This window comes from Streptomyces sp. NPDC038213 (assembly GCF_055600495.1).
Map to the genome: position 1 here is coordinate 86,615 of NZ_JBVJYM010000030.1, position 8,806 is coordinate 95,420.

The 8,806-nt window shown below is 68.3% G+C and carries 6 protein-coding genes; 2 read left to right on the forward strand and 4 right to left on the reverse strand.

Annotation, left to right across the window (positions count from 1 at the left end; all coding sequences use genetic code 11):
* Positions 1-556 precede the first annotated feature (556 nt).
* Complete coding sequence (locus ACZ7JZ_RS29730; protein ID WP_470944684.1) at positions 557-2,524, reverse strand: ATP-binding protein; 1,968 nt, start codon at positions 2,522-2,524, stop codon at positions 557-559.
* 264 nt (positions 2,525-2,788) lie between these two features.
* Here ACZ7JZ_RS29730 and ACZ7JZ_RS29735 point away from each other — a divergent pair, with 264 nt between their 5' ends.
* Complete coding sequence (locus tag ACZ7JZ_RS29735) at positions 2,789-4,072, forward strand: restriction endonuclease (protein WP_470944686.1); 1,284 nt, start codon at positions 2,789-2,791, stop codon at positions 4,070-4,072.
* Between the two features lie 448 nt (positions 4,073-4,520).
* On the opposite strand, the gene ACZ7JZ_RS29740 is transcribed toward ACZ7JZ_RS29735, so the two are convergent.
* Both ACZ7JZ_RS29740 and ACZ7JZ_RS29745 read right to left on the reverse strand, forming a co-directional pair.
* A complete protein-coding gene (locus ACZ7JZ_RS29740) occupies positions 4,521-4,712 on the reverse strand; it encodes a DUF6243 family protein (RefSeq protein ID WP_470944687.1) in 192 nt (63 codons plus the stop codon).
* 187 nt (positions 4,713-4,899) lie between these two features.
* Positions 4,900-5,313: an FAD synthase family protein gene (locus tag ACZ7JZ_RS29745; protein WP_470944689.1), complete on the reverse strand. Its 414-nt coding sequence runs from the start codon at positions 5,311-5,313 to the stop codon at positions 4,900-4,902.
* Between the two features lie 325 nt (positions 5,314-5,638).
* Here ACZ7JZ_RS29745 and ACZ7JZ_RS29750 point away from each other — a divergent pair, with 325 nt between their 5' ends.
* Positions 5,639-6,658 carry an XdhC family protein gene (locus ACZ7JZ_RS29750; RefSeq protein WP_470944690.1) on the forward strand — a complete coding sequence of 340 codons (1,020 nt, stop codon included), beginning with the start codon at positions 5,639-5,641 and terminating at the stop codon, positions 6,656-6,658.
* 463 nt (positions 6,659-7,121) lie between these two features.
* On the opposite strand, the gene ACZ7JZ_RS29755 is transcribed toward ACZ7JZ_RS29750, so the two are convergent.
* A partial coding sequence (locus tag ACZ7JZ_RS29755; RefSeq protein ID WP_470944691.1) for a tetratricopeptide repeat protein occupies positions 7,122-8,806 on the reverse strand: 1,685 nt, incomplete at its 5' end.

The following is an 8,806-nucleotide window of genomic DNA, read 5'->3' on the forward strand; positions in this document are numbered from 1 at the left end:
CCGTCCCCAAGACCATGGCAACAGCCCGAGCAGCCGCCCACAAGAAGGCCTTTAGGAGTGGGTCAAACTTTCCCTACTTCATCAAGCACCCGGCTGCGCTCCGCTCCGCCGGGCGGGCTTCCCGGCTCCGCTCTCGCGCGACGCTCCTGCCTTCGGCCCGCTCCGCGCGCGCTGCGCCGACGCCCGCCCCTACAGACGGGATAGGCCCGAAGGCATGAGCCGAGCACATGGGGGCCGCTGGTTCCCTCCCTCACCGAACAGGCCTCCGGCGGGGGCGCTCAGGCTCCGGGATGGCGGGGCACCGCTCGCGCGTGCCGGCCGGAGTGTGGTTGAGGCGGGGAACTCCCATCCCGTCTGCCATCGACCCAGGACAAGCCGAGCAGCCACGGCACCGGGCGTCCAGGTCGTACGTCCAGTTGGGCGCTCCACCTGGACGCCCGGCACCGCGCCCGCTCCACATACGTGTGGGTCGACGGCAGACGGGATGGGAGTTGGGTGGGTAGCGAGAAGGGGCACGCCCCCGTCTATATCCGCTCAGCCCACACCGATGCGTGTTCTAACTTGCGCCACCGACCGGATCATGAACAAGCGACTGCATACGCAGGTCCTCCGGTGCTCGCGAGAAGAGGATCTCGAAGTAATCTTCCCATTGCTTCTTCGCCCGCCCGAGCAATCCCGCCCAATCCATTGCATCCATGTCGCGCGGCCGCATGTCATCGATCTTAGCGAGAACATCCGTCGCCTTCTCGATCTTATCCGCAACCAGCAACCCGGATACCGAACGGAAATCGGAGTAACGGGCCAGTGTGGCATGTTGCAGTTTGTAGACGTAGCGCTCGTATCGGTTCAGGTGATCCCAGTCAACCTTGAGTCCGGGGCGCATGAACTCCACAACCAGAAGCTGATTGCCGGATGACAAGACGAGATCCATCCGAGCGTTCCAGTATTCTCCATACGCCTCCTTGGCGACCTCGTCAACGAGCCCCTTTACGCTCTTTTCCACCCTGAAGGTTTCCCATCTGGGAGAGACAAGCCAGGGGTTCTCGGCAATGTAGTCGCGGACTTCGTTCTCAAGTTCGCGCTTCTTGATCCTCTCTTCCAGTCCCGTAATCAAATTCAGCTGACTCTTGACACGCTCAGCCGCATGAAGCGCACTCATGACGCGCGACTCTGCCAGGATCTTCACCAGGGCCTCAGCATCCATGATGTCAGCCTCAGAGAGATCATCAATCAGCCCTCGAAGCCGGCCACCTTCCCAGGCCGTAAGCATCGCTTCTGCCAGGTCCGCAAACTGATCGTCATTCAGCGAAGAAATGCGGGCGATTGACGTGAGCGCCTTCTCAACGATCTTCCGCTCCGGCTTTTCCAGCTTTCCGAGCCGTACCGAAAACGGCGTCATTCGCTTGCGCATCGCATCGACCTTGGCCTTGGAACGCAGGCCCTGCCAGATCCGCAGCAGCGACTTGACCCGACCCTGCCCCCATTCCAAAAGGGGGCGAGATGCGTCCATCTCCCAGTTGACCCGCTGACGCTCAGTGGAGATGAGATCCCGCTTCTGTTCATCGAGGAAATCCGCCTCGACCCGCCCAGACAGATAGCTAGTTCCCTGCTGACCCCCGAACCCGCCACTGAGGTTGAACAGGAAGGGCCGCTGGGCGAGTTTGTGATGACTGAAAACCGAAATCCCAGTCAGCTCCTCTTCGCCGATCGGCTCCTTGTAGAAGACAAACTTCCATCGAACCGTGTTGCCATCCGGGAGGGTCTCCAAGCCCCACCCGTCCTCGTCGATAACCACCCCGTCCGGCAATTGATCATGAGAGTAGGCGCCAGGGAAAGAGAACTCTATCTTCTCGACATCCTCAGAATCCGAAATGGGCTCGCCGTTCACATTTACGTGGAACTCATCTGCCCGCTCCAGCAGCAAGAACCTACGCGCCATGCTCGTCCTGAACTGAGATGCATTCGGCGTAACCTTCAGCGAAAGGTCACTCAGGGTGATAGTCGTGCCGTGGTCCCTCTTACGCCCCTCTGAAGGCGCATCGTACTCCAAAACCTCGACCGCCAAGGGCCGACTTTCGGCGTAAGAGTCAACATCTTCAATCAGCTGCGCAGCATCGAGGCGGAATACCGTCCGCTCGCCGGTCTCTTTGCTAACCGTTTCCACGGTCACGAATCGAGCAATACCGAAGCCAGCAAACTTGCCGATGCCCTTCCGCCCCATCATTGGGCGACCTTCAGGCGTCCTATCGTCGCCTCGATCTTTACGGCGGTCATAACCGACGTTCAGGTAACGCTCCTGGCACTGGGCAAGCGTCATCCCCTCGCCGGTGTCGGAGATGACAATTTGCGCACCCGGACCAATCTTTACCGGCAGGGCAACATCGACGTTCCGGGAATCCGCATCCCAAGAATTGGAAACCAGTTCAGCGATTGCCGCCACTGGCGATTGATACATGTCGATGCCGAGATGCTCGATAACCCGGCCTCGAAATCGAATCTCCAACTGAGGTACGACAGTGCTCATGAGTCCCCCGTTCGTCACGGAACATGCCAATGCAGGGCGATCAAGCTACCGCGTGGTTCGTGGTGGCACCAGCACTTCGTCCCACACGCTGCGTTCATGCCAGTTGGGGCCCTGCCGGCCAGGCAACGTCCGTCAGTGCATGAGCGTCACGCGAACGGAGTCTGGACTCTCACCGGGAGGGACGCCCCGACTGTCGGTACCTGCCGCTAGTGTCGCCGCAGGATCGCAACAGTGTCAGGGGGCGCCATGGGTGGGAGCTTACGTGTGGGTCAGGTGTATCGGTACGCCACCGGCAAGGACCCCGTACCAAAGGTTCTCGACGGCTATCCCAACTTCCACCACGTGACCCACTCACCGGACATGAGGCGAGCGCTCCTCGAGTCAGGCATCAACGGGATGGCCAAGGTCGCGGCGGCGCCATCTCCCCGACGGCCGGTGATCCTCGTCCGATCCAGTCCGTGGAAGGCAGGAACCGAACAAACCCCTTGGCATGACGTGTTCGACATGGACAACGGGCACGTGCGTTACTTCGGAGACCACAAAGCCACAACCACGGTGCCCCCCGGAAAGACGATCGGCAACGCTGCACTGCTCGATGCGTTCACCGGGCATCAGGGGCACACACCTGAGGAACGTGCCAGTGGTGTCCCGCTGCTCCTATTCCGCGCCGTCTCACGCAGCGGCAAGGTAAAGGGCCATGTCGAGTTCTGCGGGCTGGGCATCATCGAGCGGGCTGAGCGACTGGTGCAGTGGGGCGGTAGTGACCACGCTACTTTCACCAACTACGTGTACGACATCGCCCTGCTCGACCTGACCGACGAGGACGACAAGGTCTCTTGGGAGTGGATCCACTCCCGTCGCAACAAGGATCTGAGCGACGCAGAGACGCTCGCACTTGCTCCGCGGGCGTGGCGGGAGTGGGTCAGGAACGGCAGTTCGGAGCTTCCGCGACTCCGCCGGCGGGTTGCACGGGCCAAAGTGACCAAGGTGCCTGACCAGCGACCGCAGCCGGGCACGCCTGAGGCCAAAGATCTGGAGTTGATCTACAAGTACTTCGATGGCCGCAAGCACGACTTCGAGGCTGTGGCCTCCGCGGTTGCCGCGCGCGTGCTGCGAGGTGCTGGGAACAGTTACCTCGAAGGATGGCTGACCCAACGGTCCGGCGATGGAGGGGCTGACTTCGTGGGCAGGCTCGACATCGGAAGCGGACTGGCAGGCACCAGCCTCGTCGTCCTCGGTCAGGCGAAGTGTGTCCGGCTCGACCACGTCGTCTCCGCCGACCAGATCGCTCGGGTTGTGGCGCGTCTCCGCCGGGGCTGGATCGGCGTCTATGTCACGACCGGGGCCTACTCCGTGCCGGCGCAGACCGAGATGGTCGAGGATCAATATCCGATCGTTCTAGTCAACGGGCTAGACCTGGCGCGGGAGCTCAGGAGCATGGCCCGGGATGATCACGGCGGAGACCTTGAAGCCTGCATCGAGGACATACTGCGGGTCCGCGAGACCGCGGTCACCAACCGTCGACCGGAGGAGATCCTGCTGGAGTAGGCGCCTGGGCAGCCCGTGGCCCATTCGTGGACTGGGCAGCCCCGACCGGCCCGTAGCAAGCTGCTGAACTGCTGCTATGCCGCAAGCTCACAGGCCCTCCGGAGCCGTGTGCGCAGGTTCGAATCCTGCCGGGGGCACTTCGCAGGAAGTGCCCGAAGACCCCGCCATCAGCGGTAACGCTGAGGACGGGGTCTTCGCGTATGTGCGGGCAACTGCCGCTGCTGGATGGCGCGGAGCAGGTCTCCGCCGAGTCCGCGGGCGCAGGCCCGCATCACCCGGGGCCGAGGGGCGGCAGTCCCCGTATGTGCACAGCACGTCGGCGTCGGCGCACCAGTGGTTCGGCCTCACGCATCCCGCTGAGGCAGGTGGTGCCGGGCTGCGGCGTAGATCTGCTTCGCCTTCCGGGCGCCGAGCACCCCAGCGGCATGTGCGGGAGCCGCGAGGGGGGTTACGGCTGGGGAGCGTTGGGGGTTTCGGTTTTTTCGCGCATTTTGCGGAGGAGTTCTGCCTTCTTGTCGGCTGCGCCCTGGCGGTCCAGGTTGCGGTGGGGGCCGTTGTTCTGGCGTTCGGTGCGGGACAGGCGCTTGCGTTGGCCGCCGCCCTGGCCGATGGGGTTGTTGATGTTCTTGCTCTTGGTCACGGGGGCTCCCGGTCGTGGGTGGGTGGGTCGGTCGTGGCGGTCTTCGGGTCGTCGGCCGGAGGGCTGCTGTGGCCCGGCGGGGGCCGTCCGTGCGGGTGACGGTGGGAAGAGCGTGTGGGGACGACGTTACTCCGCCGCGGGGGGAGGGGGCGGGTGGGGCGAGGCGTGGGGTGCGGTGGGGTGGGGTTCAGAGCTGTTGGAGGAGGTGGCGGAGGTGGGTGCTGGAGACGTGGGTCGTATAGGGGAGGTAGACGACCTCTACGCCTACGGCACCGAAGTCGCTCTCCCACTGGGCGGCTCGGGGGGTGCCTCGCCAGTCGTCGCCCTTGAAGAGGCGGTGGAAGCCGACCCGCTGCCAGGCCTCCATCTTCTCCAGCGTGTGGTCGACCACGACCTCGTCGACGTACGACATCGAGCGGACGATCTCCATGCGCTCTTCGAGGGGGATCACCGGGAGGTGGCCCTTGTGGGCGGAGGCCTCGTCGCTCAGGACGCCGGCGACCAGGTGGTCGCACTGGGCGCGCGCGTGCCGGAGGAGGTTCAGGTGCCCGATGTGGAAGAGGTCGAAGACTCCGGACGCGTAGCCGATGAGCTGAGACACCTGGGGGTCGTCCTTCAGGTGGCGCAATCCCGCTGGCGGTGTGCGCTGCAGGGCGGGAGGCGGGGCAGAGCGGGAGGTGCGGTGGGGCAGTGCAGTGCAGGGCAGGGCAGGGCAGGGCAGGGCGATCTTGCACCATCGGGTGGGTTTAGCAAAGGGTCAGGTCAGGGGTGGTGGGGGGGCGGTGGGGGTGCGGGTTGGCGGATCGTACGGGTGGGGTTGGGGGAAAGGCTGGACATGGGCTTGGGGTGGGGTGGCGGTGTGGGGGGCGGGCGTACGTTGGGGGCGTTGGGCCTCTGGTGAAAACGCCTGGTGAAAGGGGTGTCCGGTGCGGGAGATCGTGGATGTCGCGCAGCAGTGGGTGGCTGAGGGGCGGGGGGCCTTTCTGGCCAGGGCCGTGACCGAGCAGGGGTTCGGGCCGCGGGAGCCCGGCGGGGCGGTGCTGATCGATGCGCGCGGCACCTGCGAGGGCCGGCTGTACCGCGGGGTCTTCGATGCTCAGCTCGTCGCCGAGGTGGCGGCGCTGCCGGCCGGGGACACGGCCCGGGTGTGCGAGGTGTCGGTGCACGGGGCCGAGGCGGAGTCCGCCGGGCTGACCTGCGGCGGGCAGGCGGAGATCCTGATCCAGCCGCTGGACTCCGTACCGGCGCAGTGGTGGCGGCTGCTGGGTGAGGGGGCCGGGGCGGCGCTGGTGTCGCGGCTGGACAGGGCCGGGCGGCAGGTGGTGAGCACGGTGGTGCGGCCTGGGCTGGGTGGGGGTGGGGCTGAGGATAAGGGGGTGGGTTCGGGTGAGCTCCAGGGTGCGGGTGGGCGCGCTGGTGCGGAGGTTCTAGGGGCTGAGGAGCGGGCTCGGGAGATGCTCGGGCGGCATCGGGCCGGGCGTGAGGCGCGGTGCGGGGAGGGTGACGAGGGGCTGGTGCTGATCGAGGCGCAGCCTGCCGATCCGTACCTGGTCATCGGCGGGTCGGGGGAGCTCGCCGAGCTGATCCGGGCGCAGGCCCGGCTGCTGGGCTGGCAGGCGGTGACCACGCTCGACGGGGGCGAGGCAGCCGAGCTGCTGGGCGGGCGGCGCGGTTCGGAGTGCCTGGTCATGCTGAGCCACGATCCGGAGTTCGACGTGCCCACGCTGCGGACCGCGTTGCGGGACGGGGTCGCGTACGTCGGAGCGCTCGGCTCCCGCAAGACGCAGGCACGGCGCCGTGACGGGCTGCTCGCGGCGGGGGTCGGCGAGGAGGCACTCGCCCGGATCCACGGGCCGATCGGGCTGGATCTGGGGGCGCGTACGCCTGCGGAGACGGCGATGGCGATCTGTGCGGAGGTTCTGAGCGTGTTGACGGCCGGGGAGTAGGGGGAAGGGCGGGTGGGGCGGGGTGGGGCGGGATTCCCGTCCGGGGGGGGTGAGGGGGGCGTGAGGGGGCGAGGGGAGCGGTCGTGAGGCTCCTCCTGGGCTCCGGGGGGCGGTTTGGCCGTGTGGTGAGGTCGTCTCCTTTGGATCTTGGCGGATCGGGGTGGACGGCGTCTGATGCTGTGCCGCGAAAGGGCGGAGGGGGCCGGGTACTGGGTGCACCAGGCTTCCCGGGTACACCCAGTAGCCGGGCTTCCCGGCGGCTCGGCTTCTCCAAGGCCCTCGATGCGGAGCCGAGACGGAGCGAGCGCGGCAAGCGCGGCAAGCGCGGCAAGCGCGGCAAGCGCGGCAAGCGCGGCAAGCGCGGCAAGCGTGGCAAGCGCGGCGAGGCCGCAGAGTCAGGGGGCAGGCGCAGGGGCGGGGGGCAGGGGCAGGGGGCCGTCTGGTTCCGGAGGAGACGGTCTGTCTAGGTTCGGTGCCACCAGCGGCGGCGTTGTGGGGGGTGGCAGGCGGCTGCGGCGTTCTGGGCGTCGCGGGTGAGGGGGTGGTCCGGGCCGAGGGTGCGGGCGCGGGCGGCGGCCACCTGGGTGTGGAGGGCCAGGGCGTCGGGGCGGCGGCCGGACTCGCTGTACGTGTGGGCCAGTTCGGACAGTGCGGTGAGGGTGTGCGGGTGGTCGGGGCCCTGGGTGTGTTCGCGGCCGGAGGCCACCTGCTGCTGGAGGGCGAGGGCCTGCGGTAGCAGGCCCGCTGTGCGGAGGGTACGGGCCAGGGCGGCGGCCCGGTCGAGGGTGTCCGGGTGCTCGGGGCCGAGGAGGCGGAGGTGCTCCTCGTGGAGCTCCTCCTCCAGCGCGAGGGCGTCCTCGGTGTGGCCGGCCAGGGAGAGGGTGGCCGCCAGGCGGATTCGGGCGGTGGTGTGGATCTCCGTGGTGGGGAGTTCTGGGGTGGGGACTTCCGGGGGGTGGGTTTCTGCGGGGTGGGTTTCTGCGGGGTGGGTCTCCGGGAGGTACGTCTCCGTGGTGGGGAGTTCTGTGGGGCGCGTGGGTGCGGGGCGCGTCGCCGGGGGGCGGGTGGCTGGGGTGGGGGCGTCCGTGGGGTCGGTCGTGGTGGGGGGCTCCGTGGGGTGCGTTGTCGTGGTGGGGGGCTCCGTGGCGGGGGCAGGGGGTGGGGTGGGGCCGCTGGTGGGGGGTTCGGTCGGGGGGTCGGCGGGGGTGGGGGCTGGGTTTGGGGTGGGGGGTTCGGGGGCCGGGGGGCTCGCGGCCGGGGGCGGGGGTGTGTGGGGTGTGGGTGGGCGGGGGGCGTCGGCCAGGACTTCTTCCAGGAGGTCGATGGCTTCCGCGTAGCGGTTCAGGTCCCGGTAGGCGAGGGCCAGGTCCGCGCGGGCCGCGAGGGTTTCGGGGGCGCCCGGGCCGAACAGGCGGATGCGGTCGGCCACGATCTGCTCGGTGAGGTCGAGGGCCTCGTTGCCGTACCCCGCCGCCGCGTACGCGGCCGCCAGTCCCGCGCGGCGGTCCAGGGCGGTCGGGTGTTCCGGGCCGTACGCCTCTTCGCAGCGGCCGACGAGGAGTTGCCCGTACGCGATGGCCGCCCGGTGCAGCCCGGCCTCGCGCAGGCTGCGGCCGGCCCGGTCCAGGGCGGGGTGGAGCCGGGGTTTCCAGAGGGCGTCGGAGGGTTCGCGGGCGAGCAGGAGGGCGTTGGCGCGCAGGACTGCGCACAGGTCGGGGTCGGTCTCCTCGCTCGCGGGCCAGCGTTCCAGGAGGGCGTCCGCGGCGGCGGTGAGGATCGCCGGGAGCTGCGCGGCGGGGAGGTCGGCGCGGGTGGCGCGGACGGTCAGGGCGTGGATCCGTACCGCCCGGGGGCCTGATCGGGGGTCGTCGGCGAGCAGCCCGTACCGGTTCAACAGCCGTACGGCCGCCCGCGCTTGACCCGGGTCCACGTCGGTGCCCGCGGCTGCTGCGAGGTGGCGGGAGACGGCGGGGCCGGTCCAGAGGGAACGCGGGTGCCCGGCGGGGTCCAGGACGGCGGCCAGGCGGAGGGCGGGCACGGCCAGGCCTACGGGGTCGCACTCCTGGGCCGCTTCCAGGGCGAGGTGGAGGGTGGCTGCGATGTGGCGGGAGTGGGGGGTGGGGAGGGTGTGGCGGATGCGGTGAGGGG